Raw genomic sequence first — 26,926 nt, 5'->3', positions numbered from 1 at the left:
AATGGCTTTAGCACACAACTTAAGAAAGAAAATTGCAGCTTAAAGGCAATTTTAAACTCATTTTAAAATAGTAAACTTTTGATGAAAGTTTAATCAAATAAAAAAACCGTCTCAAAATTTTAGTATTGAGACGGCTTCTTTCTCTATTTATTTAACATCCATTAATTCCACATCAAAGACTAGGGTCGCATCGGGAGGAATCACCCCTCCAGCACCTGCTGCACCATATCCTAAATAGGAAGGAATCACAAAACGAGCCTTATCACCCACGTGGAGCAAGGCAATCCCCTCGTCCCAACCTTCAATGACATACCCTTTTCCTAAGGGAAACTCAATAGGCTTTTTGCGTCCATAGGAACTGTCGAATACTTTTCCGTTGTCTAAAGCTCCCGTATAGTGAACCGAAACTGTACGTCCTTTCTCGGCTTTTTTTCCGTTTCCTTTTTGAATGATTTGGTACCGTAAACCGCTCTCCGTTTTTTGAAAACCGGCAGCTAATTTTTCTACGGCCGCTTCGGCTTGACGTTTCGCTTCGGCAAGACGTTTCTCGCGCGATCCTTCAAACGTTCGAAACGCTTCAATAGCATTCCATTGTTTAGCTTCGTCGCCCTGACGAATGATTTCAATACTATCGATTACATCGTTTTGTTGTACGGCATCAACCACAGATTGCCCTTCTACCACATGACCAAAAACCGTATGTTTTCCGTCTAGCCAAGGCGTTGCTACATGTGTGATGAAAAACTGAGAACCGTTGGTACCCGGACCCGCATTGGCCATCGACAACACGCCTGGACCGCTATGCACCAATTCGGGATGAAACTCATCGTCAAATTGATAGCCGGGTCCCCCAGAACCAATGCCTTGCGGACAACCGCCCTGAATCATAAAGTCGGGAATTACACGATGAAATTTCAAGCCATCATAATACGGTTTTCCCATAGGACGTGCCTCATTCTCTAATTGACCTTCAGCCAAACCCACAAAATTACCTACCGTACCCGGCGTTAAATCGTGTGTTAATTTTACTAAAATCGCACCACGAGAGGTGTTGAATTTAGCATATATACCATTTTCCATTGTATAACGATTAAAAATAAAGCGGCAAAGGTAAACTTATTCTGCCAACTTTAAAAATACCCATTTCAATCCAATTGCTTTATTACCTTTGTCCAAAAAATGACCCATGCGCATTGATATCATCACCGTTGTTCCTGAACTTCTTCGCAGTCCTTTTGAAGCTTCGATTATGAAACGCGCTATTGAAAAAGGATTGGTTGAAGTGTATTTTCATAACCTTCGGGATTATACCACCAATAAATATAAAAGTGTAGACGATTACCCTTATGGTGGTGGCGCGGGGATGGTGATGATGGTTGAACCCATCGATAAATGCATAACGCAATTAAAAAGTGAACGCGACTACGACGAAATCATTTACATGACACCCGATGGGGAAACCTTACACCAAGGGATGGCAAATGCGATGTCGTTGTATGAAAACATCATTATTCTTTGCGGACATTATAAAGGAGTAGACCAACGGGTTCGCGACCACTTTATCACCAAAGAAATTTCGATCGGCGACTATGTGCTTTCGGGCGGTGAACTTGGTGCTTTAGTTCTTGCTGACGCTTTGATTCGACTGATTCCGGGCGTATTGAGCGATGAAACTTCGGCGTTGACGGATAGTTTTCAAGACAATTTACTTTCCCCTCCCATTTACACCCGACCCGCCGATTATAAAGGATGGAGAGTTCCCGACGTATTGTTAAGCGGTCATGCTGCCAAAATCGACCAATGGCGTGAAGAGAAAGCTATTGAACATACCCAAAACCGTCGCCCCGACTTGCTTGATCGATAAGCATTTACTTTTAAAGCCAGTAAAAAAAAGGGGGGTGCAAAAAATTTAAGACTCCTCATTACTAATTTAAAATAATTAATTACATTTGCACCCGCATTGGACCAACCTCTGACGAGAATCGTGAATGTTGCTCTGAGAAAACACTTAATGTTAGTTACAATGGCAGATTTATTAAAATTCGTACAAGACGAATTCGTAGCAAAAAAAGACTTCCCTGAGTTTGGAGCTGGTGATACGATCACTGTGTATTACGAAATTAAAGAAGGTGAAAAAACAAGAACCCAGTTTTTTAAAGGGGTTGTAATCCAACGCAAAGGCGCTGGTGTTACAGAAACATTCACCATCCGTAAAATGTCAGGTGCTGTTGGAGTAGAGCGTATCTTCCCAATGAACATGCCTGCTTTACAAAAAATTGAAGTAAATCAACGTGGTAAAGTACGTCGTGCACGTATCTTCTACTTCCGTGAATTGACTGGTAAAAAAGCAAAAATCAAAGAGAGACGCTATTAATCGTTTCCCAATGTACTATAAAAAGTCCCGAATCTTATTTTCGGGACTTTTTTTTTGAAAAAAATAGCCGTATAAAATTTACAATCTTATTTTTTGCAATCGTTTAATTAGCAATTTGATAATTCAATCGATTTCGAAGCCCAATCCTGCCTATTGTCACTAGCATCTTTATATATTTGTGGGATTTTGTTTAATTACACAAACTAATACTGATTATATGGCAAAAATTAAAGTGGCCCATCCGGTGGTTGAATTGGATGGTGACGAAATGACTCGCATAATTTGGAGTTTTATTAAAGAACAATTGATATTACCCTATTTGGATATTGATATTAAGTATTTCGACTTGGGCATTGAACACCGCGATGCCACTAATGACCAAGTGACTATTGACGCTGCGGAGGCGATTAAAACGTACAACGTAGGAATTAAATGCGCGACCATCACTCCCGATGAAGCGCGTGTGGAGGAGTTCAAACTCAAAGAAATGTGGAAATCGCCCAACGGAACCATTCGTAATATTGTGGGCGGAACCGTATTTCGTGAGCCGATTATTATGAAAAATGTACCGCGTTATGTACAAGGTTGGACCCAACCGATTGTCATTGGCCGCCACGCATTTGGCGATCAGTACAAAGCGACTGATAAAGTAATCAAAGGAAAAGGGAAACTCACCATGTCCTTTACCGATGAAAACGGACAAACTACTTCGTGGGAAGTGTTCAATTTTAAAAATGATGGTGTCGCCATGTGTATGTACAACACCGACGAATCGATTTATGGTTTTGCCCATTCTTCATTTCAAATGGCGTTGACCAAAAAATGGCCGTTGTATCTTTCGACCAAAAACACCATTTTAAAAGCATACGATGGTCGTTTCAAAGATATTTTCGAAGAAGTATACCAGCACCATTATAAGAGTCAGTTTGAAGCGCTAGGCATCGTTTACGAACACCGCTTGATTGATGATATGGTGGCTTCGGCAATGAAATGGAATGGTGGATTTGTTTGGGCATGTAAAAACTACGATGGTGACGTACAGTCGGATACGGTAGCGCAAGGATTTGGTTCATTAGGATTAATGACTTCAGTACTCGTTACGCCCGATGGAAAAACCGTAGAAGCTGAGGCCGCTCATGGTACTGTAACCCGACATTACCGTCAGCACCAACAAGGAAGAAAAACGTCAACCAATCCTATTGCGTCTATCTTTGCATGGACACGAGGTTTGGAACACCGCGGAAAATTAGACGGCAATCAAGCCTTAATCGATTTTTGCCATGCCTTGGAAGCCGTTTGTATTGAAACCGTAGAAAGTGGAAAAATGACGAAAGATTTGGCCATGCTTGTTAAACCTGAAGGGCTTACTGATGCGGACTACCTAACCACTGAGGATTTCTTACAAACCTTAAAGGAAAATCTCGACCGTAAATTGGCCTAACGCTATGTAGCTCCATAAAAAAGACGGTTCATTGTGTGACCGTCTTTTTTTATTTCTGGGGTTCCGTTTTGGACTTATCCATTTTTTCTACATACTCCACTTGCAGTCGCGCTTTATAGCCAATCCCCAAGTTCCAATACTTTTGGGAAAACAGCACGCCATTGGCATCTTTAAAATCGTATTGACCGGTATTGGGTGAAATTTGCCCGTAGTTTAAGGCTTCAATTTCAATAATATTCATCCCCGGATTGAGTTGCACGCTAAATTCTTGCAAATCGTCACGCAATACTATGGAAGGATTGACCAAAACGCCATTGAGCCACACCCGAATGTTATCGCCATCAATCAAACCGTAATCGCGTGTAGCCAAGTGAATCGTTTGGGTAAAAACAATGACCCGCCCCAAGTCCATATCGCGATTGAAAAGTTCGGGACTCACCCCCTCTTCCTTCAACTTATTATTGAACTGATCGGTATATAATTCTGCAGGGTTGCGCACGGGATATTGTTTGTCGGGCGTATCCCCCACTTTGGGTAACTGGGGCAAACTCTGCATAATAATATCATCGGAAGTACGTGCTTTTGGGGCATCAAACTTGAATGCAGGCAACACGGTGGGCGTAGTCGCGACCTCTGCTTTTTTTTGCGCTAGTTTATCGGGAACCGCTTTGATTTTGATTTTCTTACGACGCGATTCCAGCTGTGACCAACCCGTGAAGGTGACCAGAAACAGTACGAGAAAGAGGCGGAATTTCATGTCGTAATTTTGGGTTAAAATTATTTGGATTTTGTTGGGCCACAGCGAGTTTAACCTTACATTAACACTCGTCACGTAACAACCTGTCCTTTGAATCGTCAAATTTGCAAAAAAATTAACAAAGACCATGCCTAAACTTTTTCGATTCACCTTACTTTTTTTATGCTTCACCGCATTGGTATCTGCCCAAGAAAAATTTACCCTCAGTGGAACCATCGCCGACCAAAAAAACAATGAAACCTTAATTGGAGTGAATATCGTGGTACAAGGTACCAAGTCGTTTGCGGTGACCAATGAATACGGTTTTTTCTCCCTCACACTTCCCAAAGGTGAATATACGCTGGTCATTAGCTATATGGGATATGAATCCCAAAGCATCCCTATCAACCTCAACCAGGACCGAAAAATGGATGTAAAGTTGAAAGAAGAAGGGGAACTATTGGACGAAGTAGTCATTTCTACCCAAGAAACCAAAACAAATATTCGAAAACCCGAAATTAGCGTCAATAAACTATCGGTGGCCACCATAAAAAAAATCCCCGTGGTGCTTGGGGAAGTCGATATTATTAAATCGCTCCTTTTTTTACCCGGAGTGACCAATGCAGGCGAAGGACAATCGGGATTTAATGTGCGGGGAGGAGGTGCCGATCAAAACCTAATTTTACTCGACGAGGCCACGATTTACAACTCCTCGCACCTGTTCGGGTTTTTCTCTGTATTCAATCCCGATGCCATCAAAGACTTGAAATTATATAAAGGCGGAATCCCTGCGCGTTTTGGAGGAAGAGCCGCATCCGTGTTGGACATTTATCAAAAAGAAGGAAACAACAAAAACTTTCAAATCAACGGAGGTATCGGTTTGATTTCCTCTCGTTTATTGGCCGAGGGACCTCTGAAAAAAGACAAAGGCTCCTTTCTTATCGGAGGACGGGCTTCCTATGCCCATTTGTTTTTACAATTGGCCGACAATCCCAATTCGGCGTATTTCTATGATTTGAATACAAAACTCAATTACAAGTTCAACAAAAACAACACCCTTTACCTTTCAGGCTATTTTGGACGCGATGTTTTTGACATTAATCAGAGTTTCCAAAATACCTATGGTAATTCGACTTTAAATTTACGTTGGAACCATTTGTATTCCGACAAACTATTCTCGAATTTATCCCTCATTTATAGCGATTATTATTACGGATTGAATTTGGATTTTGTAGGTTTCAACTGGGAATCAGGGATCAAAAACTACCACATCAAATACGACTTCCGCCATTATGTTAATGATAAAATTAAGTTGTATTATGGGGTAAATGGTATTTACTACGAATTCAATCCAGGGACCATTGAACCCTCCCGAGAGGACTCCGGAATTAATTTTAGACAACTGGAACGAAAATATGCTTTTGAACCCGCAGTGTATTTGAGTGCCGAGCAAAAAATTAGCGACCGATTGAATGTCGAATACGGTTTTCGCTACAGTTGGTTTTACCGCTTAGGGGCTTCAACTTTAAATCTATATGAAAATAACCAACCCGTTGTTTTTGATGAAGAGTTGAAAATCTATGAGAAAGCAACACCCATTGGAACCGTTTCCTATGGCCGAAATGAGATCATGGCCGATTACAACAACCTCGAACCACGTTTGGCCTTGTCGTATGAACTGACCTCCAACGCTTCTTTAAAGTTGGGATACAACCGCATGGTGCAATACCTTCAGTTGGTATCCAACACCGCTTCGCCAACTCCATTGGACGTTTGGACACCGAGCGATCGATACATCAAACCCCAAATTGCCGATCAAATCGCTTTAGGGTATTTTACCAACCTCAAAAACGATGCGTATTCCCTTGAAGTAGAAACGTTTTATAAAACCGTTAAAAACCGTATGGACTACATTGACGGAGCCGATTTGATTGCCAATGAAGCCATCGAACAAGTAGTGCTCAATGGGGAAATGCGATCGTATGGTCTTGAAGTGTTATTTCGAAAAAACACAGGCGATTGGACCGGTTGGATTTCCTACACCTTGTCCAAATCAGAACAACGTACTCCGGGGCGTACTCCCCAAGAAACAGGCATCAACAATGGGGAATGGTATAGTTCTGGGTTTGATAAACGACATAACTTAGCGATTACTTCCTCCTATAAATACAGTAAGAAATGGACGTTTGGGGCCAACTTTGTGCTTCAATCAGGACAACCCGTAACCTTCCCTAACGGACAATACGAATACCAAGGCATTACCGTTCCGAGTTTTGGATTGCGCAATGAAGCCAATCTGCCGCTCTATCACCACTTGGATGTATCAGCCACTCTTACGCCCAAAAAGAAGGGAAAACGTTGGCAAGAAGAATGGGTGTTTAGTGTGTACAACCTGTACAGTCGAAGAAATGCTGCCAGTATCACCTTCCGCCAAAATCAAAATACCGGTTTGAATGAATCGTTGCGTTTGTCCATTTTTGGTATTGTGCCCTCGATTACTTATAATTTTAAATTTTAATCCCATGAAAAAATATATTGCTCTTTTATTGGTCGCCTTTTTAAGTTGGAGTTGTGAAGACCCGATTACGTTGGACCTGGATACGGCTGCCCCTAAATTGGTCGTTGATGCAACAATTTTGTGGGAAAAAGGAACTCCGGGTAACGAACAGAAAATACGACTCACCACTACTACGGGCTATTACGCTCCCGATGTTCCCACCGTATCGGGCGCCACCGTAGTCATTACCAATAGTAGTAATACGGTGTTTCCTTTTGTGGAAGTGGTTCCCAACTCGGGCGAATACCTTTGCACCACTTTTGTGCCTGTGATTAACGAAGTGTATACGCTTACGGTGATTTACAATGGCGAAACGTACCGAGCAACCGCACCACTATTGGCCACGCCGGAGATTGATTCGGTTTCTCAAACTACCGTGCAAGGCTTTGGTGGCGAAGAAATTCAGGTCAAATTTTTCTACCAAGACAATGGCAATGAGGACAATTTTTACTTCGTTGGAGTTCAAAATGCACAGTTGGCCATCCCCGAATTTGGGGTTATTTCCGATGAGTTCTTTCAGGGAAATCAAATGTTTGGCTTCTATACCCAAGAAGATTTGGTAGCAGGCGTTCCCCTTCGTTTTCGTTTGCAAGGCATCACCGAACGCTACTTCAATTATATGAATCAGTTGTTGAACATCGCGGGGAATCAAAACGGTAGCCCATTTGCCACGCCACCGGCCACTCTCCGAGGGAATATTGTCAATCAAACCAATGAAGCCAACTTTCCATTAGGCTATTTCCATTTATCGGAAGTCGATTACCGCGATTATATTGTGGAATAATATAATACATCACGTTTGACAACAAAAGAGTAAGTCATTTGAAATATTCCCTATTTTTAACATTGTAATTAATGAATTAAAATGGCCAACACGAATTAAGGAAGTTCACGAATCACGAATCACCCCCGAAGTCTCGGGACTAATCACTAATCCCTACCCCATGTCCTCCCACCACATCGTACGAGACGACCAAGAGCCCGCGCTGATTATTGCAAATGGGGCTAACTGTTCGATGGAATTACTCCATCAGCTCTTGGAATGGCAGCCGTTGGTGATTGTTTTGGATTCGGCCATGGAGCGTGTAGTGGAATTGGGGATAAAAGTCGACGTGCTATTGGGCGACTTTGACAGGGATTTTGACCCCTATCCATTTAAAGAAAAACACTACCCACTCGAAATTATACCGGCGCCCGATCAAAATAAAACCGACTTAGAAAAGGCGTTTGATTACCTCATTCAGCGGGGCCATAAAGCAGTAAATGTCGTCTGGGCCACCGGATACCGCATGGACCATACGCTGCACAACGTAACCATCATGGCGGCTTACCGCGAAGCGTTAAAGATTGTTTTTTTTGACGATTATTCCAAACTCTACCTTCTCCCCCGTCATTTTGAAAAATGGTACCCCAAAGACACCGTGCTCTCTCTTATTCCCATAGGTACGGTGCATGGAATTCATAGTCAAAACCTTTTTTATCCCCTACATGAGGATTCGCTCACACTAGGCTACCGCACCGGCAGTAGCAATCATGTAGCGCAAGACGGACTGGTAACCATTACGCATGAAACGGGCGACTTAATCTTAATCGAAAGTTAAGAATTCAATTATACCATAAACTTTTCTTATACGTTATATTTACTATAATTTATAATGTATGAAAAAGTTACGCTGCTTAGTATTAGTACTCGCGACTATTTCTGTGGGTGCCCAAGAGGTCAAAACCATGGATGAAGCCCTCCAAAAGGCACAAGCGGGTTCGCATAAAATTTTATTGTATTTCTCGGGTTCCGATTGGTGTGCCCCTTGTATACAATTTAAGAAAAAGTTTATTCAGGCCCCTGAATTTCAAGCCTTCGCCCTAAACAACTTGGTAGTACTCCAAGTCGATTTCCCACGCTTACAAAAAAACAAATTACCCTTGGCACAGGAAAAAGCCAATGAATCGCTAGCCGATCAATTCAATCCCAAAGGCATTTTTCCTCTCATACTTGTCTTGGATGACCAGCAAAAAATACTCAAAAAATGGGAAGGCTTGCCACAAGAATCCGTAGCCGATTTTATCAAAGCCTTACAATAAACAATGCTATTCAAACAAACAGCCCGTTTAATGGGTAACCACTTTGAATTTTCGCTTTTGGGAGAAACGGAAGCCGAAGTAACACCTTATTTCGACCTGGCTATTGGCGAAATTCAACGTATTGAAGCTTTACTCACCACGTTTTCAGAAACAAGCATCACCGCAGCCATTAATCGTCAAGCTGGAATTGCTCCCGTGGAAGTTCCGGAAGAGGTTTTCCAACTCATTGCGCGCAGCCAGCACCTTTCCGCCATTACCCAAGGGGCTTTTGACCTAAGTTACGGCAGTATTGACAAACGGTTTTGGAATTTTGACACGCAAATGACCAACTTACCCGATCCTGAACTAGCCCTAAAGTCGGTAGCCCTCATCAATTACAAAAACATTCTCTTGGACGAAGCCAACCAAACGGTCATGCTAAAAAATAAAGGAATGCGCATTGGTTTTGGTGGCATTGGCAAAGGATATGCCGCCGAACGGGCCCGAATGCTCTTGAAAAAAGAAGGCATTTCGAGCGGTATCGTAAACGCCTCAGGAGACTTAGCCGCTTGGGGACAGCAAGAAAATGGACAACCGTGGACCATTGGCGTTGCCGACCCCAATACCAAAAAAGCGCTCTTTGCCGGGTTTCAAATCTCCGATAAAGCTGTAGCTACCTCGGGCAACTATGAAAAGTACGTCATCATCAACGGGAAACGCTACTCCCATACCATCAACCCCAAAACAGGTTACCCCGTAAGCGGCATCAAAAGCGTCACGCTCATTGCCGACAACGCTGAAATTGCAGACGCACTCGCTACACCCGTGACTGTGATGGGAATCGATGTTGGACTCGATTTCATCAACCAATTGCCTTTTATTGGGTGCATCCTCATCGATGACCACAACCAAATATTCACTTCAAAAAATATTAAACTCGTATGAAAAAGTTCGTTATAGCAAGTCTTTTCGGCCTCGTCGCTACCTCCTGCTCGACCGTGAAAGAGTACCAAAAAGCAAAAATTAATGATGCCGAAATGGCGCTAGCACCCAAACCCACCGAAAAGTTCGAAAGCACCTTCCAATTATACCGCGAAGGAAGCTCAGGTGCCAATGGAGGAAAAACCGGCGGTGGATGCGGCTGTAATTAAGACCCCTTACTTATGAAAAAACGAATCATCACCGCGGCATTACTTGCCGTACTATTCCATCCGAAAGCCCAAGCGCAATCGGATTCGACAAGTACCTACAAAAAACAAAAATTGAAAATCGAAGAGGTTAATTTCATCTCCAGTTACTACACCCAAACCGGCGACAATTCAGCCGTTACAGGGGGTAAAGGAACCGAAAAACTCACCGATATCGCGACGCAATTTGAAGTTATCTTGACCAAAAAAGGCCGAGCGCAACGGAGCCACCAATTCAATTTTGCCTTGGGCGTGGATTCCTATACCTCCGCCTCGTCCGATAAAATTGACCCCAATTCCGTCACTTCCGCCTCATACCAAGACATGCGCGTGTATCCTTCGGGACAATACACCTATAAAAACGAGGAGAAAAACTATGCGGTAACCACGGGATTATCCGCCTCCGCCGAGTACGATTACATCTCCACAGGCGCCAATGTAGGATTTATTAAAAACTCCAAAGACAACAACCGCGAGTTCTCCGCCAAAGCCTCTGTGTTCCTCGACACCTGGAAGGTTATTTTACCTATCGAACTCCGCGGCAATCCTTCAGACAATCAGGCGAATCATTTGGACTCGAAGCCGCGAAATTCCTATAACCTGGGCTTGGTCTATTCGCACGTGGTTAATAAAGTTTTTCAACTATCCATCATGGCCGATATTGGCTACCAACAAGGACTCCTCGGCACCAAATTCAATCGGGTGTACTTCAACAATTTTGCAGTCGCCTCTGAAAAACTACCGGAAACGCGGTTTAAAATCCCCATTGGTATTCGGGCCAATTATTTCCTCGGCGATCATTGGGTGTTTCGTTCGCTCTACCGCTACTACTCCGACTCGTGGAATATTCAATCGCATACGTTTAGTTTCGAACCCGTGTACAAAATCAATGCCTTTTCATCATTGGCCTTTCCCTACCGGTTTTACACCCAAACGCAAGCCAAGTATTTTAAAGAAATCTTTCAACACACGCCAGGAACCGAATTTTACACCAGTGATTTCGACCTGTCGCAATTCTCCAGCCACATGTTCGGCCTCGCCTACCACAAGACCGATACCGATCGGGGAATTTTCAACATCAAACGCATTCATTCCTTCGAACTACGCTATGGATACTACACACGCGATAACGGCCTTTCCTCGCATATCCTCACGCTAGCGTTGCAGTTCAAATAACGTTGTCATAGCAAGAATTTCGCCACAGTCGTTGTCACTGTGGCGTTTTTTTTGGAGCAAGCAATTCCCCATTTTTATACAACCCTCCTCCCGCTTTCGGCAGTCGCTTTTCCGCGAATGCGTCAAGAGCTCCAACAAAGCCTCAATCGGGGCTAAAATCAACCTTGCCTTTCAAAACCTTCCAAAACTCGTCCCCATTTCACCGGAATTATTCGTTATTTTTGTAGCCACACCCCCAAGGTAAAAATTGCCCTTTCACTATGAAATTCCAAGTCATTTCCGATTACCAACCCACCGGCGATCAACCCCAAGCCATTACCAAACTGGCGGCAGGCATTGAAGCGGGTGAAAAATACCAAACCCTACTCGGCGTCACCGGTTCGGGAAAAACGTTTACCGTGGCCAATGTGATTCAGGAAATCCAACGCCCTACCTTGGTTTTGGCGCATAATAAAACGTTGGCCGCGCAGTTGCATTCGGAATTCAAGCAGTTTTTCCCTAATAATTCGGTACAGTATTTCGTTTCGTATTACGACTATTACCAACCCGAAGCCTATATTCCTGTAACGGGAACTTATATTGAAAAAGACTTATCCATCAACGAGGAGTTGGAAAAACTGCGTTTGAGCACCACATCTGCCCTACTTTCAGGCCGTCGGGATGTCTTAGTCGTAGCCTCCGTTTCTTGTTTGTACGGTATTGGTAACCCTGTTGAATTTCAAAAAAACGTGATTTCCCTTCACCGCGACCAAACGATTTCCCGAACCAAATTACTGCACCGGTTAGTGCAAAGTTTGTACGCCCGAACGGAAGCTGAGTTTACGCCCGGGACTTTCCGCATCAAAGGCGACACGGTTGAAATTTTTCCCAGCTACGCCGACGACCCGTTTCGGATTCACTTTTTTGGGGATGAAATCGAGGAAATTGAATGTTTCGATCGAGCGTCCATGAAAGTGATCGAGCGCTACGACAAACTCAACATCTATCCCGCGAACATGTTTGTGACCTCCCCCGAAGTGTTAGAAGCGGCCATTTGGGACATTCAGCAAGACTTGGTGAAACAGGTCGATTATTTTAAAGAAATTGGAAAGCATCTCGAAGCCAAACGTTTGGAAGAACGCACCAATTTCGATTTGGAAATGATTCGCGAATTGGGATATTGCTCGGGTATCGAAAACTATTCCCGCTATTTGGACCGCCGTCAACCCGGCACGCGGCCCTTCTGCTTGCTGGATTACTTCCCCGAAGATTATTTAATGGTCGTCGATGAAAGTCACGTGACCATTTCACAAGTCCATGCTATGTATGGTGGCGACCGCAGTCGTAAGGAAAACTTGGTCGAATACGGTTTTCGGTTACCCGCTGCTATGGACAACCGACCGTTGAAATTTGAAGAATTTGAAGCCCTACAAAACCAAGTGATTTATGTTTCGGCGACACCTGCGGATTATGAATTACAAAAAACGGAAGGCGTTTATGTCGAACAAATTATTCGTCCCACAGGATTGTTGGATCCGATTATCGAAATTCGTCCCAGTCTCAACCAAATCGACGACTTAATTGAAGAAATTCAACAGCGTTGTGAAATAGATGAACGCACCTTGGTTACGACGTTAACCAAACGTATGGCGGAGGAATTGACAAAGTATTTGACAAAAGTCTCCATCCGTTGCCGCTACATCCACAGCGATGTCGACACCTTGGAACGCGTGGAAATCATGCAAGATTTACGCAAAGGCTTGTTTGATGTGTTGATTGGGGTGAACTTACTGCGAGAGGGCTTGGACTTGCCCGAAGTTTCCTTAGTCGCCATTTTGGATGCGGACAAAGAAGGTTTTTTACGCAGCCACCGTTCCCTAACCCAAACCGTGGGTCGCGCTGCACGGAATGTGAATGGAAAAGCCATAATGTATGCGGATAAAATCACGGCTTCGATGCAAAAAACGATTGACGAAACGAATTACCGTCGGGAGAAGCAAATGCATTACAACACCAAACATAACATCACCCCGCAAGCACTCCATAAAAAATTAAGCAATCCCTTGACGAAAAATCAATTGGGAGGCACCTACAATTACGAAGAAGTTATTCAAAAAGCCGCCGAACCCCAAACGGAATACTTATCCAAATCGGAAATTGAAAAACGGATTCGCGACACCCGTAAAGAAATGGAAAAAGCCGCTAAAGAATTGGATTTCATGCAAGCCGCAAAATTACGGGATGCGATTAAAGTGTTGGAAACCCAATTGGCGAAGGTATAATATTGGCGAAATCTTGCCGTTACTTTTTCATGAAAAACCTATGTATCCTTTTACTCGCCTATGCTAGTTTTGGTCAAACTAAATTCCAAATGCTCGATTCTATTACCCGTCAACCGGTAAGCTATGCCAACATTTGGAATGAAAAACAAATAATTCGTAACACCGATTCATTGGGTTTTTTTGAAGTCCCAATGGCAAATGATAAGCTTTTAAAAGTAACGGCCATTGGCTACGAAGAAAAAGTAATTCGTTCCAATCAAAGTCCTATCTATTTAAAACCCGTTCCGTATCTACTCGATGAAGTTGTCATTCGCAAACCTAAAAACACGAATCCAACTGTTGTTGCCAAAGCCAGCCGGAAAGGCCAAGCCTTCTATGTACAATACGATGCGCAATCGGTATGTGTTGTCAAATTTGTCAAAGGAGATGCTGTTTTAAAATTTTTAAAATCCATCACCTTCTATTCCCGCACCAGTTCAAATCAACGAAAAATAGCGCTCATTTTTTATAGTGTAAATGCTAATGGTGCTCCGGGCGAACTCCTCAATACAGAAACGCTAATTTGTAATTTAAAAAAAGGAGACAAAGAAACCGTTGTGGATGTTACGGATCAGGTTATTGAAGTTCCTAAAGAAGGATTATTCGTTGGTTTACAGCATTTATTAATTGAAGAAAACAAAAACTATTCGCACGATAAAAATGCCACACAGCTCTCCTTTTTCTATGAGCCAGGTATTTTTTTCTGGGAAGATACCACGGCAAACGACTCGTGGTGTTTTTACAACAACCAATGGAAATTGTATCCTACACGTTCCTTAAATTTGGGAATTGAATTAACCGAATAAGAGATGAACGAATCCCACTACCGCAAATTAGAACAAATGTACCACTCGGGTCCGATTAACCAACAAATCTACCCTGATGTGCATTTAACAGTTGCCGAAGGACGCGCAGAAATCACGATGACTGTTCGACCCGATTACTTTCATGCTGGGCAATCGCTCCACGGTTCGGTCTATTTTAAAATACTGGATGACGCCGCGTATTTTGCCGTTAATTCGCAAATCACCGATAGTTTTATCTACACGACTTCGTTTCACATCCAAATTTTACGTCCCGTAAAATCTGGAACAATTAAAGCCATCGGGACCGTTCAATTTGTATCTCGGAATTTGTTCATCGGCGATGCTGTATTGTATGATGCCAAAGGCCGTGAAGTAGCGCGGGGTACAGGTAATTTTATGAAAAGCGGCTTGCCGTTGAATGAAAGTATGGGTTACCAATAAAAAAAGCAACCCGAAGGATGTTGTATGGAACTATTGGAATGAATAAAACATTAATGGTTTAACACTCCCAAAGAGGTGGACAGCAACCGATAATTAATTGTGTTGTTCTTGAAATACTTCCAAAAGAAATTCAGGAGCAATCATTCGGTTGGGAGACGCTTCCATTGCTTTTAATACTCGTTTTATGGCGTGTGGATTCAAGCCCATATTGATTCCAATTTCATGAATTTTGATACGTTCCCGTTCGTGTAACACCCCATCGCAGTGCATTAACAAGGCCAACCGGTAAAACTGTTGAATGCGTTCAAACTCCGATTTAATGATTTCTGAACGGTGTTCTTCATGGAACAATTGTCGAAAATCTTCTTTAGAAACCCCTAATTCCGTGGCGACTATTGTCAAAAACGTATATTCACGTTCGTGCAATTCCCCATCGACAATGGCAAAAGCGATCATATCGGCCAATAAACTCATTTTCTCGGAGGCGGTATTCATGATTTCCGTATTTTTAGCTAAAATATAAATTTTTCTTAAAATTGAGAACGCTACTGCTACGATTATGGATTTTATGCTGCGTAATTTCAGGTGTAGGCTATGCCCAATCTTCTACGGCAGCACTTCAGCTAGAGGTTATTACGTTGAAAGCTCCGCAACTGGAAACCTCCAAAACCATTCGGATTTACGTCCCCAAAAACTACACACAAACAACGCGACGCTATCCCGTAATCTATATGCCCGACGGTCAAAACCTGTTTGACATCAAAACGGCGTATGCTGGCGAGTGGGGTATTGATGAGACTATGGACCAACAAAAAAATCCAGCTATCGTAGTCGGTATCGATCACGGGGGAGACAAACGTATCGAAGAACTCACTCCTTTTCCACATGCGAAATATGGTGGCGGGAAAGGAGATGCCTTTTTAGCGTTTATTGTAGAAACCTTGAAACCCTATATGGATCACCATTACCGCACCAAACCCGAAGCTAAGCATACGGCGATTTTTGGGAGTTCGTTGGGAGGATTGATGGCGTTTTATGCCTCGATAAAATATCCAAACATTTTTGGAAAAGTAGGGTGTTTCTCCCCAGCATTTTGGATTAATCGGGAACCCTTAATGCAACTTCTGGAGAAAACATCCCACTACAAAGCCCGAATCTATTTGATGTGCGGCGACCAAGAAGGGGATGACGCTATGGTAAAAGACCTGAAAGCAATTGAGTTATGGATCAATAGCCGCCGTTGCTCCTGTAAAAAAAAGAATGTGAGCACTATTATCGAAGGAGGACAACACAACGAAAAACTCTGGCGGGAACAGTTTGAAAAAGCGTACCTTTGGCTGTTCTGAATTTAGTGACTAGTGACTAGTCCCGAAACTTCGGGGGTGACTAGTCCCGAGACTTCGGGGGTGATTAGTGACTGAATACTGATTACTGATTACTGATTACTGAATACTGAATACTGACCACTGAATACTGATTACTGATTACTGATTACTGACCACTGTATACTGAATACTGATTACTGATTACTGATTACTGATTACTGAAAAAATGAATAACAACGATATTTTTAAAAAACTCCGTGTGGCTTTGCAGTTGCGCGATGACCAAATTGTAGAAATACTTGAATTGGTGGATTTCCGCATTTCAAAAGGAGAATTAGGCAACTTTTTCCGTGATGCGGAACATCCGAAGTTTATGGAGTGTGGCGATCAAATTTTACGCAATTTTTTAAACGGACTAATCATTCACTTACGAGGTACAAAAGACGCGCCGAAGAATCCGCTGAAGGTGATTGCCACCCACAAAAGGACCCCACCAAAGCAGGAAATAAGTGATAAACCAAAAGGAACTGCTCCCAAGTCCTACGGAAAAAAACCCGTGAAAAAGTTCAATGCCAAACCTGTTATTGTGGAGAAAGTCAACTATAAAAACGGCAAGAAAAAAGAAAAGTAATCCTTTCTTTTATCAAAGTTTGTAACCTAAGTCACGCTATGCTGTTTTTTTGACATCTACCTTTGGGATAATCATTTAAAACAACACCCGATGAAAAAAAATATGGGATTAGCAGACCGTGCGATTCGACTAGTCATTGCCGCTGCCTTAGTATTGCTTTACAGCCAAGGAATCATTTCAGGAACGTTAGGGACCCTTGGATTGGTCTTTGCAGGAGTATTTACCGTAACGTCGTTGGTGCGTTTTTGTCCACTATATCCGTTACTAGGCATTACTACTGCCAAAAAATAGCGGAATAAAATGGCTTGTGAAGACGTAACAAATCCATCAAGATTGGAATTCGAAAGAAATTGCTCTTGTTGTCAACGTTATTTATGGAGCAAAACGCACTAAGGATAGCAGTGGAAAGCCCGGATGCCGCAGTTTACGGAGGCAACGGACTTGCAACGGATAGCCTGACCCCGAGGGCGTAAAACAAGCTTGAAAAGCGTAGTTTTTACCCTTCGGGGGAGTGCCCTTAAAAAAAATTGACCCTTGATGTCAAAAAAAATCCCGATACCTTGAAGCATCGGGATTTAATGTATAGTATATATTTCGTTACGACAAAGCCGCTTTCACTTGGTCGGCAGCCTCTTGGAATTGTACAGCCGATAAAATAGGCATTCCAGAGTTGTCGATCAATTCTTTGGCTACCTCCGCATTGGTTCCTTGTAGACGCACAATGATCGGCACTTTGATATCGTCACCCATATTTTTGTAGGCATCTACTACCCCTTGCGCCACACGGTCACAACGAACGATACCACCAAATATATTGATTAAGATTGCTTTTACATTGGGATCTTTCAAGATAATACGGAAAGCGGTTTCTACACGTTTGGCATCGGCTGTTCCTCCTACGTCCAAGAAGTTTGCGGGTTCAAAACCGGCATACTTGATCAAGTCCATTGTCGCCATCGCCAATCCAGCACCGTTCACCATACACCCCACGGTTCCATCCAAATCCACGTAGTTTAATCCCGCTTCTTTCGCCTCTACTTCAATCGGATTTTCCTCACGAATATCGCGCATTTCAGCAATGGCTGCTTGACGGTACAAGGCGTTATCATCGATGTTTACTTTGGCGTCAACCGCTAAGATTTTATTGTCCGAAGTTTTTAAAACGGGGTTAATTTCAAACAACGAGGCGTCGCTGTAAACATAGGCCGTGTACAATGAATCTACGAATTTCACCATTTCTTTAAACGCGTTACCCGACAACCCTAAGTTGAAGGCAATGCGACGGGCTTGAAACCCTTGTAGTCCTATGTTGGGATCGATTTCTTCGGTGAAAATCAAATGCGGCGTTTTTTCGGCTACTTCTTCAATATCCATCCCCCCTTCGGTAGAATACATAATCATGTTACGTCCCGTACCGCGGTTTAACAAAACCGACATATAAAATTCAGAAACTTCACTTTCTCCAGGGTAGTATACATCTTCAGCAATCAAGACTTTATGTACTTTTTTTCCTTCCGGTGGCGTTTGTGGCGTAACCAACATCATGCCGATGATTTGTTCGGAAATTTCGGTGACTTGGTCTAAATTTTTAGCCAATTTCACACCGCCTCCTTTTCCGCGGCCTCCAGCGTGAATTTGTGCTTTTACCACATACCAGGACGTTCCGGTATCGGCCGTTAATTGTTTGGCAGCGGCAACCGCCTCTACTGGATTGTTTGCAACGATACCGCGCTGTACGCGAACGCCGTATTTTGCCAAAATCTCTTTCCCCTGATATTCGTGTATGTTCATAGTACTGTAATAAGTTTAGTTGCGCTCGGACAGCGTCCGAAATTAAGTGCCACAAATGTAAAGAAATCGCCCCAAACAAAAAAGAAATGTATACTAATTTAGTAAGTTTTTTGGAGCTATTCCCGCTTTCGCTTTTATCTATTTTTTTGGCCCAATCACAACGTCCTAAAAGCCAAAAAAAATAGGATCTCGGCTCAACCTGCCTGCCGGTAGGCAGGTCGGGGCTAAAAAAAAATCGTTTTCCCAATCCAGCCTATCCTTTGTTAAAAAATTCCCATAAATCCTTACTGCACTTGACTTCCCGTGAGGATTACGGTATCTTTGTGGAGTATAATTTAAATCTATTTTTTTGAACAGCATGCAAACCACAGAGTTACTCGCATTGGCTCAAACCTACGGCTGTCCGCTGTATGTATATGATGCCGCCAAAATTGAACACCAGTACCAACGCCTTACCCACGCCTTTTCCAAGGTGGAATCGTTACGTATCAACTATGCGATGAAGGCCTTGTCAAACATTTCAATTTTGAAGCTGTTCCGAAAGATGGGGTCCGGATTGGATACCGTTTCGATTCAAGAAGTGCAACTCGGTCTTCATGCAGGATTCACACCCGATAGCATTATCTTCACGCCAAATGGTGTTTCGTTTGAGGAACTCGAACAAGCGGCCACTTTGGGAGTGCAAATCAACATCGATAATTTATCGGTTTTGGAACATTTTGGTACTAAGCATCCGAAAATTCCGGTATGTATCCGCATCAATCCGCATGTGATGGCCGGAGGGAATGAGAATATTTCTGTGGGACATATTGATAGTAAATTTGGAATTTCGATTTACCAAGTGCCGCATATTTTGCGCATCGTTGAAAACACAGGCATGACGATCAACGGGATCCACATGCACACGGGGTCGGATATTTTGGATATCGAGGTATTCTTGTATGCTGCTGAAATTCTTTTTGATACAGCCAAACAATTCAAAAACTTGGAGTTCCTCGATTTCGGCTCTGGATTCAAAGTCCCTTACAAAAAAGGCGACATTGAAACCAACATTGAGGAATTGGGTAAAAAATTGACCAAACGGTTTTTGGCTTTTGAAAAAGAATATGGTAAACCATTGACCTTGGCTTTTGAACCGGGAAAATTCTTGGTTAGTGAAGCGGGGCATTTTTTGGCCAAAGTGAATGTCGTAAAACAAACCACTTCGACTGTTTTTGCTGGTATCGATACGGGGTTCAACCACTTGATTCGCCCTATGTTATACGGTTCGTCTCACAGCATCGAAAACATTTCCAACCCCAAAGGCAAGGAACGATTTTACACGGTGGTAGGTTATATCTGTGAAACCGACACGTTTGCCAATAACCGCCGCATTGCCGAAATCAACGAAGGCGATGTGTTGTGTTTTAAAAATGCGGGAGCGTATTGTTTTTCGATGGCTTCCAACTATAATTCGCGTTTCAAACCTGCCGAAGTTTTGTGGAAAGACGGTCAAGGGCACTTGATTCGGGAACGGGAAACCTTTGAAGATTTACTCCAAAATCAAATTCTATTGGATTTATAAAAATAAAGGCTGTCGTAACGGACAGCCTTTTTGTTTTAATGCAACGGACGTTTTTTGATCATTCCGCCTTTGGTATCTTTGATGGCGTGCTGCACGATGAAAGCGCCTTCATCCACCTTTTGAATTTCTAAAATCAGTTTCGTCACCTCCAAACGGGTAACGACGCAGTAAATCACTTTATTTTTATGGGGATCTAAGCCTCCTTTTCCGTAGCCACTCTCGGTATTGTATACGGTCACCCCATGATGAAGATTGTCGATAATGGCTTGCTTAATTTCTATGGGTTTACTTGACACTACGGTTACTCCGATATACTCTTCTATACCATTGATGATAAAATCAACCGTTTTGGAAGCTGCAAAGTACGTTAGCATACTATACATCGCCGTTTCTACGGTAAACAAAAAAGCAGCGAAAGCAAATAAAAATACATTAAAAATCGAGATGAAGTCACCCACCGTGAGACTTGTTTTTTTACTCATATAAATGGCCATAACCTCGGTGCCATCAATCACTGCACCTCCACGAATGGTGAATCCAATGCCAGCGCCCAAGAAGAAGCCGCCAAATACTGAAATAAGTAATTTATCCGTCGTTAAAATTTTGAAATCAACAAAATGAACAAGGAGGGAAAGGGCTAAAATTGCCAGGATACTTTTAATCGCAAACTCCCAAGAAATTTGTCGTGCACCTAAAAGTATAAAAGGTAAATTGATAAGTACAATTAAGACTGACAATTCAATACCCGTAATTCGTTCTGAAAGTAGGGACAACCCCATAGCGCCCCCATCCAAAAAGTCGTTGGGCAATAAAAATTGCTTTAAGCCTATTGTCGCCATGGTGACGCCAATTGAAATTAAAATAACGTCTTTCACATACCGCTGAAAAACCAACTCTTTGATTCGTGCGCTCTCGTGGTAAAGATTTTTTATCAATACTTTCATAGAATTACTTTTGACCCAAAATACAAAAAAAAGCCCTTTGGATAAAGGACTTATATTCGTTTAACATCAATTTATGACTAGCGAAAAAGCTCGGGTAATACGTCACAACTGGATCCGTTGGGAAAGGTGATTTGCAACTTCTGACTCAAGGTAGGTGCTATTTGTGTAATGTATCGTTTTTCGTAACTCTGCCCTTGCGGAATTTTCCACCCGAAAAACAGCAATGGTACATGGGTGTCATAGGCATAAGGGGTACCGTGCGAAGTTCCCGTGGGACCGTATTCAATAAATCCAGGCTCATCCAAAACCACTATTTGACCGTTTTCCCTGGCATCATAGCCACGCGCAATCATCATTTTGTAATAATCGCCTTCACAGGCTACTTGAATATCTTGCTGATTAAATACGGCTTTGACATGCGGTTGCTTCTGCAAGTAAGTCATAAACTTCGCTTCTACCGTGGCATAATCCAAGGCTTTTTCTCGAATTTTAGCCTCATCCAAATACACATTAAAATTGGAGTAATTTAACACAAAATTATCACCAAAAGTTTCTTGGGAAAACGCTTTCAGACCCGCACCGATGGCTTTATAATCCAAATTCGTAACTGCGTACTGCTTATTTCGTAAAAAAACTGCATTTTCGGCACAAGCATGATCGGCTGTAAGGAATACCAGGTATTGATTTTTACCTACCGTTTTATCTAAAAAATCCAAAAAATCAGAAATTGTTTGGTCCAAGCGCAAATAAGTATCTTGCAATTCCATGGAACGAGCCCCCATAATATGACCTACATAATCGGTGGACGAAAAACTAAGGGCGAGAAAATCGGTAATGGCATCTTTCCCTAAGCCTTCATTTTCGATGGCCTTTTTGGCAAATTCAGCCAAGTAATCATTGCCAAACGGCGTAGCACGCAAGACACCGGCGTCATTTTTTTCATACATTGCCTTCAAATCATATGGAAAAACGGGCTTGTCTACCCCATACAATTTACCTTCATAGGGGGAATCGTCCGGATCACTTTCGTTATATACTTCGGGGGCTTTGTACAGTTTCCAACCTTCATTAAGGTACTTCATATAGCCTTTTTGCGCATTAAATGCCGTAACCCAATTGGGAAGTTGTGCCCCGTAAAACGAACTCGAAATAAACTGTCCCGATTTATTGTACCAAAACGCCCAATTGGCAAAATGACCCGCCGGTAAAATTGCCCCGCGATCTTTGATACTGAGTCCGATAACTTTTCCTTGAAATTGGGTCGCCATTCGCAATTCATCGGTAATGGTAGTGGCTTTTAAATTTTTGGGCGACATCAACCCTTCTTTTCCAGCGCCTTCACCCAAAGGGGTAACCGACGCATCATCGGTACAGTAGCGCTCTTTCCCTGTGCTGCGACTAAACCATTCGTTGCTAACAATACCGTGAACGGACGGCGTAGTACCCGTATACACACTTGCATGCCCCGGAGCGGTATAGGTGGGCATATAGTTGAAATGGGCATTGTGGAAGGTGTATCCTTGGCGCATCAAGCGTTTGAAACCTGTTTCGGTAAAATCATTGTGAAATCGGTATAAATACTCCATGCGCATTTGATCGACCACGATACCGACAACCAACTTTGGGCGCTCTTGAGCATGAAGGGGTCCAAAAATCCCGAAAAGGATAGCGATGTATTTTTTCATCGGTTAAAAATGTATGCGTTCTTGTTGTGCCGCCTTAAAATCGCGGATGATTTCGTCAATAATTTCAGCTACGGGTTTGATCTCGTTGAGCAACCCTGCGATTTGTCCAATTTCCAATTCGCCTTCCACCAAATCGCCTTCAAACATCCCGCGTTTGGCGCGTGCTCTTCCCAACAACGTTTTTAATTCCTCCTCTGAGGGACATTGTTTGTACAAGGCTTGCAAATCGGTATAAAATTTATTTTTTAACAAACGAACTGGGGCCAATTCTTTTAAGGTCAGTACGGTATCGCCTTCTTGCGATTCAATAACGGTTTGCTTAAAGGCATCATGCGCCGAACTTTCAACGGAGGCGACAAATCGACTGCCCATTTGTACCCCATCGGCACCTAAGGTCATGGCCGCCAACATGCCCCTTCCCGTGGCTATCCCGCCCGCGGCTATTAATGGGAGTGTGAGTTGTGCCCGTACCATAGGAATCAAAGTAAACGTAGTAGTCTCCTCGCGACCGTTATGTCCCCCTGCTTCAAACCCTTCTGCTACAATAGCATCGACCCCCGCTTCTTGGGCTTTGAGAGCAAATTTGGAACTGCTCACCACATGCACCACCGTAATACCGTGTTCTTTTAAAAATGCAGTCCACGTTTTGGGGTTCCCAGCCGAAGTAAAAACGATTTTCACCCCTTCCTCGACGATGATTTGCATGATCTCTTCAATATTGGGGTATAGTAAAGGAACGTTGACCCCAAAAGGGCGATTGGTAGCTTGTTTGCATTTTTGAATATGGGTTCGTAATACGTCAGGGTACATCGAACCCGCTCCGATGAGTCCCAGTCCACCGGCATTACTTACAGCACTGGCCAATTTGTAGCCTGAATTCCAAATCATTCCCCCTTGAATAATGGGGTAGTTTATGTTAAAAAGTTGGGTAATGCGATTCATTAAAAAATTAGTTAGGATTTGATAAGTTTCCCCGAAAAAGATCGGGTAGTACTGAAAAGCGTGTATGTATACCAACCCGATGGAAATTCACCCATGGAAACATAAGGTAATGCTGAAGTGAGACGCGATTCACGCACCAACTGCCCCATTGCATTATAGACTCTTAGCGTCATGGGTTCTGAAAAATCCCCATGGAACGTAACAAAATCGTCAAATGGATTGGGGTATACTTTTATTGCGGGCGTTGAGAATGAAGTCACCGACAAGGCGTTGGACAAGGCCGCTGCAAAGTCAGGCACACCATAACCGTATTCCATCGTAGGATTTGTAAATCGATCGGCAGATTGCTTCACCAAGTCCACCACTTGCTGGTTGGTCAATTGAGGCGCTGCGGCCCAAAAACAAGCAATCGATCCCGAAATAATAGGACAAGATAAAGAGGTGCCACTTACATAGGTAAAATCACCTTGGGGCGTACACACTGCGGCACCTACGCCTCGAGCCATCAAGTCGGGTTTTACACGGCCATCAAAAGTAGGACCTATCGAACTAAAACTGGCGCGAAACTCCATTGAGTCCACAGCACCAATGGCCAAAGCATGCGTTGCTTCAGCGGGAACAGCGACATAGGGAGCCGTGGAATTCCCCGAATTACCTGCACTTACCACGACTACCATTCCTTTGGAAAAAGCTTTATTAGCTCCTTGGGACGCAAAGGCTTGATTGCCTGTAAGGTTGCTGTAACTATAACTGTAAGCGGGATTATCGTAGCCATAGTAGCCTAACGAACTGCTGATGATATCACAGCCTAAACGATCGGCTTCTTCGGCGGCTTGCACCCAATAACTTTCTTCTACGGGATTCTCCTCCATGACGTCTTCGGTGATAAACAGATAATAACTTGCTGTGGGGGCTGTACCCACTAAAGTCCCATCGGTAACGGCTGCCATTGAAGAAAGAACTAAGGTTCCGTGGTTGTGCAAATCAAAGACGTTGGTCGATTGGGATACATAACTATAACCGCCCAGATAGCGATTTTGACTAAATAATGATTGAAAAGGCGGTGCGGTATCGACCCCTTGAAAACCGGAATCCAATACGGCAATGATTTTCCCCGCGCCAGCATGATTTTGTTGATGCAACAAATGCGTGTTCAGCATGGTGACTTGGTTTTGGGCATTTCCATAGGAATAAGTAGTTTGCAACGCCATTGATTTGGGCTGCACGGTGGGCGCTTGTGAAGTACTTTTGGCATTAAGTTGCGGATTGGCAAAAACAATACGCTCCACAAAAGGGAAAGACATCAACCCTTGAATCGCGGCTACTGAACCCCGAACATGGATGCAATTCATCCATTTGGATTGGGCTTTGTAGGTGATTCCAGGCACATTGGAAATAGCCTGAATGTAGGTGCTTTCAACAGGAACATCATCCAGTGACAACGGAATATTTTGTTGAATTCTTCGGTCCAATGCGCGCTGGGTCAACATAGTTAAGGGTGCATCAAAATAGGCTTGGGCATTGGGCTTATCGGCAAAATATACCCGTGCATCCTCTTGTGCCCACCCCAACGCAGAGACCCAAAATAGAAGTAGGAATAGGTTTCGCATAGCAATTTGGCTTTGGAACCAAAAATACAAATAATTGTGCGGGACGAATGTTAATTTAAGAAGAAATTACCCCTGAACCCAGCAATTCCTCACCACAGTACCAAGCAGCAAACTGACCTTGGGTTATGGCGGATTGTGGGGCTTCAAAGGCAATGTATAACCCCGATTCAAATTGATAAAGGGTTGCTTTTTGTAAAGGCTGACGGTAGCGAATTCGGACTTCAACAGGCATTGATTCTCCGTTATTGAGTGACAAATCCTCACGAATCCAATGGATCTCATGAGGTTGAATGTGAAGTGCTTGACGAAACAAACCGGGGTGATGCTGTCCTTGACCTGTGTAAATGATGTTTTCTTTCACATCGGTGGCGATAATAAATAAAGGCTCGGCTGTACCACCAACATTCAAACCTTTGCGTTGCCCGATGGTAAAATAATGCGCGCCATGGTGTTGTCCCACTTTTTTGCCTTGATCAGCAGTGTACGCAAACGGTTGGGCTTGTAACTGCAATGACCTTTCCAGCGTTATACCTTCGGGAAGGGTTTGTTGGTAACAAGGCTCATTGGCTGGAATTTCAATTATAATTCCTTCCTTGGGTTGTAATTGTTGTTGTAAAAATTCGGGCAAACGCACTTTCCCAATAAAACATAAGCCTTGCGAATCCTTTTTCTTGGCGGTTACTAAGTCCATTTTTGTGGCAATTTCACGCACCTCGGGTTTGGTCAAATCGCCTATAGGAAACAACGCCTTGGCTAATTGGGCTTGCGAAAGTTGACAGAGAAAATACGACTGGTCTTTGTTTCCATCGACTCCTGCCAACAATTGATGTACTTCTTTGCCGTCAATTTCGACAGTGGCTTTGCGGCAATAATGACCCGTAGCGACAAAGTCGGCGCCCAAATCAAGAGCAATGCGCATAAAGACGTCGAACTTGATTTCACGATTACACAAAACATCGGGATTGGGGGTGCGTCCGTTTTCGTATTCGTTGAACATATAGTTCACAATACGCTCTTTATACTCGGCACTGAGATCAACGGTTTGAAAGGGAATACCCAGTTTTTCAGCGACCAATAAGGCATCGTTACTATCTTCCAACCAAGGGCATTCGTTGGAAATGGTCACGGAGTCATCGTGCCAATTTTTCATAAAGAGACCAATGACGTCATACCCTTGTTCTTTCAATACGTAAGCGGCTACGCTGGAATCGACGCCTCCCGACAAACCCACTACCACACGTTTCATAACAGTTTTTTTTTGCAAAGGTAACGGAAAAAGTTATGAATTACGAAGGATCCGTGAGGGAGCAGTTTTTCTTAGAGACCTGACTACTGAAGTGTAAAGTTCACAGCGG

General features: G+C 43.2%; 26 protein-coding genes. 17 read left to right on the top strand and 9 right to left on the bottom strand.

The window, feature by feature from the left end; translation table 11 throughout:
- Positions 1 to 147: 147 nt before the first annotated feature.
- Positions 148 to 1,080 carry a peptidylprolyl isomerase gene (locus O9316_RS01520; protein WP_298204912.1) on the bottom strand — a complete coding sequence of 311 codons (933 nt, stop codon included), beginning with the start codon at positions 1,078 to 1,080 and terminating at the stop codon, positions 148 to 150.
- Positions 1,081 to 1,186: 106 nt separating this feature from the next.
- Between O9316_RS01520 and trmD the strand changes: the two genes are divergently transcribed.
- The 3 genes from trmD to O9316_RS01505 all read left to right on the top strand — a co-directional run bounded on the left by trmD (position 1,187) and on the right by O9316_RS01505 (position 3,815).
- The gene (gene trmD / locus O9316_RS01515; RefSeq protein ID WP_298204911.1) at positions 1,187 to 1,864 is read left to right on the top strand and encodes a tRNA (guanosine(37)-N1)-methyltransferase TrmD; all 678 of its coding nucleotides are present in this window, start codon (positions 1,187 to 1,189) and stop codon (positions 1,862 to 1,864) included.
- A gap of 159 nt (positions 1,865 to 2,023) precedes the next feature.
- Positions 2,024 to 2,374, top strand: a complete 351-nt coding sequence (gene rplS, locus O9316_RS01510) for a 50S ribosomal protein L19 (protein WP_298204910.1) — start codon at positions 2,024 to 2,026, stop codon at positions 2,372 to 2,374.
- Positions 2,375 to 2,591: 217 nt separating this feature from the next.
- Positions 2,592 to 3,815 (top strand): NADP-dependent isocitrate dehydrogenase, encoded by a 1,224-nt coding sequence (locus O9316_RS01505; protein WP_073364892.1) that lies wholly within the window; start codon positions 2,592 to 2,594, stop codon positions 3,813 to 3,815.
- A 49-nt stretch (positions 3,816 to 3,864) separates the two neighbouring features.
- Here O9316_RS01505 and O9316_RS01500 read toward each other — a convergent pair whose 3' ends face one another.
- Positions 3,865 to 4,572: a hypothetical protein gene (locus tag O9316_RS01500; RefSeq protein WP_298204909.1), complete on the bottom strand. Its 708-nt coding sequence runs from the start codon at positions 4,570 to 4,572 to the stop codon at positions 3,865 to 3,867.
- A gap of 127 nt (positions 4,573 to 4,699) precedes the next feature.
- Here O9316_RS01500 and O9316_RS01495 point away from each other — a divergent pair, with 127 nt between their 5' ends.
- The 10 genes from O9316_RS01495 (at position 4,700) to O9316_RS01450 (ending at position 15,079) form a co-directional block, all read left to right on the top strand.
- On the top strand, positions 4,700 to 7,069 hold the full coding sequence (locus O9316_RS01495; protein WP_298204908.1) for a TonB-dependent receptor: 2,370 nt from the start codon (positions 4,700 to 4,702) through the stop codon (positions 7,067 to 7,069).
- Positions 7,070 to 7,073: 4 nt separating this feature from the next.
- A complete protein-coding gene (locus O9316_RS01490; protein ID WP_298204907.1) occupies positions 7,074 to 7,892 on the top strand; it encodes a DUF4249 domain-containing protein in 819 nt (272 codons plus the stop codon).
- A gap of 160 nt (positions 7,893 to 8,052) precedes the next feature.
- Complete coding sequence (locus O9316_RS01485) at positions 8,053 to 8,709, top strand: thiamine diphosphokinase (protein WP_298204906.1); 657 nt, start codon at positions 8,053 to 8,055, stop codon at positions 8,707 to 8,709.
- Between the two features lie 58 nt (positions 8,710 to 8,767).
- Positions 8,768 to 9,190 carry a thioredoxin family protein gene (locus tag O9316_RS01480; RefSeq protein WP_298204905.1) on the top strand — a complete coding sequence of 141 codons (423 nt, stop codon included), beginning with the start codon at positions 8,768 to 8,770 and terminating at the stop codon, positions 9,188 to 9,190.
- Positions 9,191 to 9,220: 30 nt separating this feature from the next.
- Entirely contained in the window at positions 9,221 to 10,114 is an 894-nt protein-coding gene (locus O9316_RS01475) for an FAD:protein FMN transferase (RefSeq protein ID WP_298204904.1), read from the top strand.
- A complete protein-coding gene (locus O9316_RS01470; protein ID WP_298204903.1) occupies positions 10,111 to 10,320 on the top strand; it encodes a DUF4266 domain-containing protein in 210 nt (69 codons plus the stop codon). The genes O9316_RS01475 and O9316_RS01470 overlap by 4 nt, the downstream gene beginning before the upstream one ends.
- Before the next feature lie 12 nt (positions 10,321 to 10,332).
- Positions 10,333 to 11,532: a DUF3570 domain-containing protein gene (locus O9316_RS01465; protein WP_298204902.1), complete on the top strand. Its 1,200-nt coding sequence runs from the start codon at positions 10,333 to 10,335 to the stop codon at positions 11,530 to 11,532.
- Positions 11,533 to 11,792: 260 nt separating this feature from the next.
- The gene (gene uvrB / locus O9316_RS01460) at positions 11,793 to 13,793 is read left to right on the top strand and encodes an excinuclease ABC subunit UvrB (RefSeq protein WP_298204901.1); all 2,001 of its coding nucleotides are present in this window, start codon (positions 11,793 to 11,795) and stop codon (positions 13,791 to 13,793) included.
- An 89-nt stretch (positions 13,794 to 13,882) separates the two neighbouring features.
- Positions 13,883 to 14,638 carry a hypothetical protein gene (locus tag O9316_RS01455; protein WP_298204900.1) on the top strand — a complete coding sequence of 252 codons (756 nt, stop codon included), beginning with the start codon at positions 13,883 to 13,885 and terminating at the stop codon, positions 14,636 to 14,638.
- Positions 14,639 to 14,641: 3 nt separating this feature from the next.
- Positions 14,642 to 15,079, top strand: coding sequence for a PaaI family thioesterase (locus O9316_RS01450; RefSeq protein WP_298204899.1), 438 nt, complete (start codon positions 14,642 to 14,644; stop codon positions 15,077 to 15,079).
- A gap of 93 nt (positions 15,080 to 15,172) precedes the next feature.
- Here O9316_RS01450 and O9316_RS01445 read toward each other — a convergent pair whose 3' ends face one another.
- Entirely contained in the window at positions 15,173 to 15,574 is a 402-nt protein-coding gene (locus O9316_RS01445) for a TerB family tellurite resistance protein (RefSeq protein WP_298204897.1), read from the bottom strand.
- 41 nt (positions 15,575 to 15,615) lie between these two features.
- Here O9316_RS01445 and O9316_RS01440 point away from each other — a divergent pair, with 41 nt between their 5' ends.
- The 3 genes from O9316_RS01440 to O9316_RS01430 all read left to right on the top strand — a co-directional run bounded on the left by O9316_RS01440 (position 15,616) and on the right by O9316_RS01430 (position 17,326).
- Positions 15,616 to 16,425, top strand: coding sequence for an alpha/beta hydrolase-fold protein (locus O9316_RS01440; protein WP_298204896.1), 810 nt, complete (start codon positions 15,616 to 15,618; stop codon positions 16,423 to 16,425).
- Between the two features lie 205 nt (positions 16,426 to 16,630).
- Positions 16,631 to 17,035: a DUF1456 family protein gene (locus O9316_RS01435; RefSeq protein ID WP_298204895.1), complete on the top strand. Its 405-nt coding sequence runs from the start codon at positions 16,631 to 16,633 to the stop codon at positions 17,033 to 17,035.
- A gap of 90 nt (positions 17,036 to 17,125) precedes the next feature.
- A complete protein-coding gene (locus O9316_RS01430; protein WP_298204894.1) occupies positions 17,126 to 17,326 on the top strand; it encodes a DUF2892 domain-containing protein in 201 nt (66 codons plus the stop codon).
- A 306-nt stretch (positions 17,327 to 17,632) separates the two neighbouring features.
- Here the strand turns inward: O9316_RS01430 and sucC are convergent, their stop codons facing one another.
- Positions 17,633 to 18,826 (bottom strand): ADP-forming succinate--CoA ligase subunit beta, encoded by a 1,194-nt coding sequence (sucC, locus tag O9316_RS01425; protein WP_298204893.1) that lies wholly within the window; start codon positions 18,824 to 18,826, stop codon positions 17,633 to 17,635.
- A 358-nt stretch (positions 18,827 to 19,184) separates the two neighbouring features.
- Here sucC and lysA point away from each other — a divergent pair, with 358 nt between their 5' ends.
- The gene (gene lysA / locus O9316_RS01420; RefSeq protein WP_298204915.1) at positions 19,185 to 20,390 is read left to right on the top strand and encodes a diaminopimelate decarboxylase; all 1,206 of its coding nucleotides are present in this window, start codon (positions 19,185 to 19,187) and stop codon (positions 20,388 to 20,390) included.
- Positions 20,391 to 20,425: 35 nt separating this feature from the next.
- Here the strand turns inward: lysA and O9316_RS01415 are convergent, their stop codons facing one another.
- The 5 genes from O9316_RS01415 to mnmA all read right to left on the bottom strand — a co-directional run bounded on the left by O9316_RS01415 (position 20,426) and on the right by mnmA (position 26,817).
- On the bottom strand, positions 20,426 to 21,334 hold the full coding sequence (locus O9316_RS01415) for a YitT family protein (RefSeq protein WP_298204892.1): 909 nt from the start codon (positions 21,332 to 21,334) through the stop codon (positions 20,426 to 20,428).
- 77 nt (positions 21,335 to 21,411) lie between these two features.
- A complete protein-coding gene (pafA, locus tag O9316_RS01410) occupies positions 21,412 to 23,019 on the bottom strand; it encodes an alkaline phosphatase PafA (protein ID WP_298204891.1) in 1,608 nt (535 codons plus the stop codon).
- A gap of 3 nt (positions 23,020 to 23,022) precedes the next feature.
- Complete coding sequence (locus O9316_RS01405) at positions 23,023 to 23,961, bottom strand: nitronate monooxygenase (RefSeq protein ID WP_298204890.1); 939 nt, start codon at positions 23,959 to 23,961, stop codon at positions 23,023 to 23,025.
- An 11-nt stretch (positions 23,962 to 23,972) separates the two neighbouring features.
- Positions 23,973 to 25,571: a S8 family serine peptidase gene (locus O9316_RS01400; RefSeq protein ID WP_298204889.1), complete on the bottom strand. Its 1,599-nt coding sequence runs from the start codon at positions 25,569 to 25,571 to the stop codon at positions 23,973 to 23,975.
- A gap of 55 nt (positions 25,572 to 25,626) precedes the next feature.
- Positions 25,627 to 26,817, bottom strand: coding sequence for a tRNA 2-thiouridine(34) synthase MnmA (gene mnmA, locus O9316_RS01395; protein WP_298204888.1), 1,191 nt, complete (start codon positions 26,815 to 26,817; stop codon positions 25,627 to 25,629).
- Positions 26,818 to 26,926 lie beyond the last annotated feature (109 nt).

The sequence above is a fragment of the Flavobacterium sp. genome (assembly GCF_027533505.1).
In the GTDB taxonomy this organism is placed as follows: Bacteria; Bacteroidota; Bacteroidia; order Flavobacteriales; family Flavobacteriaceae; genus Flavobacterium.
The sequence above is the reverse complement of the archived record's forward strand: the minus strand, read 5'-3'. Positions and strand labels throughout refer to the sequence as shown.